We start from the raw sequence: 1,352 nt of genomic DNA, 5'->3' as shown, positions 1-1,352 counted from the left end.
CGCGGCTGGGTGAACAAGCCCTGCTCGGTTTCGGTCAGGATTCCGCGCTTGGCCAGCCTCTTGAGTTTCAGGCGGACGTTGTTGATGTTGTTGGGGGCGACCGTCAGATCCATCGCCTCGCACACCGCCCGCGCCCGTAGCGGGGCGTCGGCCGTGGCGAACACCGCCAGGATCTGCTGGTAGGCCGGATGGTCCGGCATCTTCACGGCCGGCGGCGCGGACGGCTGCGGATCGGGCAGTTCCAGCAGCGTCTTGCGGGTGATCCGGATCTCCTCGGCGGCGGTGTCGAACCCGTCCAGCAGCGCGGTCAGCTCCGCGATGCGCTCCCGGGCTGCCTCAGCCTGCGCGGTGATCTCCCGCTCCCGCTCCTCCAGCCGCGCCAGCACCGCCCCGAAGGTGAACTCCCCGCCGGTCATGCGCCGCGCCAGGTGGGGGTGGAGGATTCGGTCAGCATCCTCGACATCCGGTCGCTTATGGCCCAGTACACCCTCGACTCGGCCGACGCGGGCCGATGCTCGTAGTCGCGCACCAGCCTGCGGTGCAGCATCAAGATCCCATTCGTCTGCTCCACCACCCATCTCTTGGGCTGCGGAACGAATCCGCTGTCGCCGGGGTTGCGTTTCACCACCTCGACCTTGATGCCCGCCCTCTCCCCGTGGTCGGCGACGGCGGTCTTGAACCCTTGGTCCACCAGGGCCTTCTTCACCGTCCCCGGCTCGGTCCCGGCCACCACCTTGTCCAACAGTGCGATGCCGGCGGCGTTGTCGTGGGCGGAGGCAGCCAGCACCACCACCGCGATCACCAGGCCCAGCACGTCAACAGCCAGGCCGCGCTTGCGGCCTGGCACTTTTTTTGCCGCGTCCCGTCCAGTCGTCACCGCGGGCACCCCGGCGGCCGCGTGCAGGCTCTGGGTGTCGAGCACCACCAGACTGGGGTCGGCCGGCCGGCCCTTCTTCTCCCGGACCTGCCAGCGCAGGAGATCGTGGATGGTCTGGTCGGTACCGTCGTCGCGCCACTTGTAGAAGTAGTACTTCACCGCTCCGGCGGGCGGCAGGTCGTGAGGGAGGTAGTCCCACTGACAGCCCGTGCGGGACTGGTACAGCAGGGCGTTGACGATCTCCCGCATGTCGTAGTTGCCCTGGTGGCCGCTGACGGAGGGGTGCCGGGCCTTCCATGCGGTGATCACGGGCTCGATCAGGGCCCAGCGTTCGTCGGATAAGTCGCTCTTGTAGGGCTGGCGGTCGCTCACCCGGACACTCCAGCACGGCCGGACCCTCTTGGTCAGCGCGGATGCGGCCGTCCCACACGTTCCGGTGACGACAAGTACGTCATCACGTCACATACCGCCCTCT

Annotated in this window: 2 protein-coding genes; both read right to left on the bottom strand. The window is 68.1% G+C overall.

From position 1 onward, the window contains the following. Positions 1 to 416: hypothetical protein (locus ACNPQM_RS44120; protein WP_418088412.1), on the bottom strand; the 416-nt coding region annotated here is incomplete at its 3' end. Further along, entirely contained in the window at positions 413 to 1,249 is an 837-nt protein-coding gene (locus ACNPQM_RS44115) for an IS5 family transposase (protein ID WP_418088411.1), read from the bottom strand. The genes ACNPQM_RS44120 and ACNPQM_RS44115, both read right to left, overlap by 4 nt. Between the last annotated feature and the right edge of the window lie 103 nt (positions 1,250 to 1,352).

This window comes from Streptomyces sp. NPDC056231 (assembly GCF_048270745.1).
GTDB lineage: Bacteria > Actinomycetota > Actinomycetes > Streptomycetales > Streptomycetaceae > Streptomyces.
Note: the sequence above shows the minus strand (reverse complement) of the source record. Positions and strands in the feature narration are given on the sequence as shown.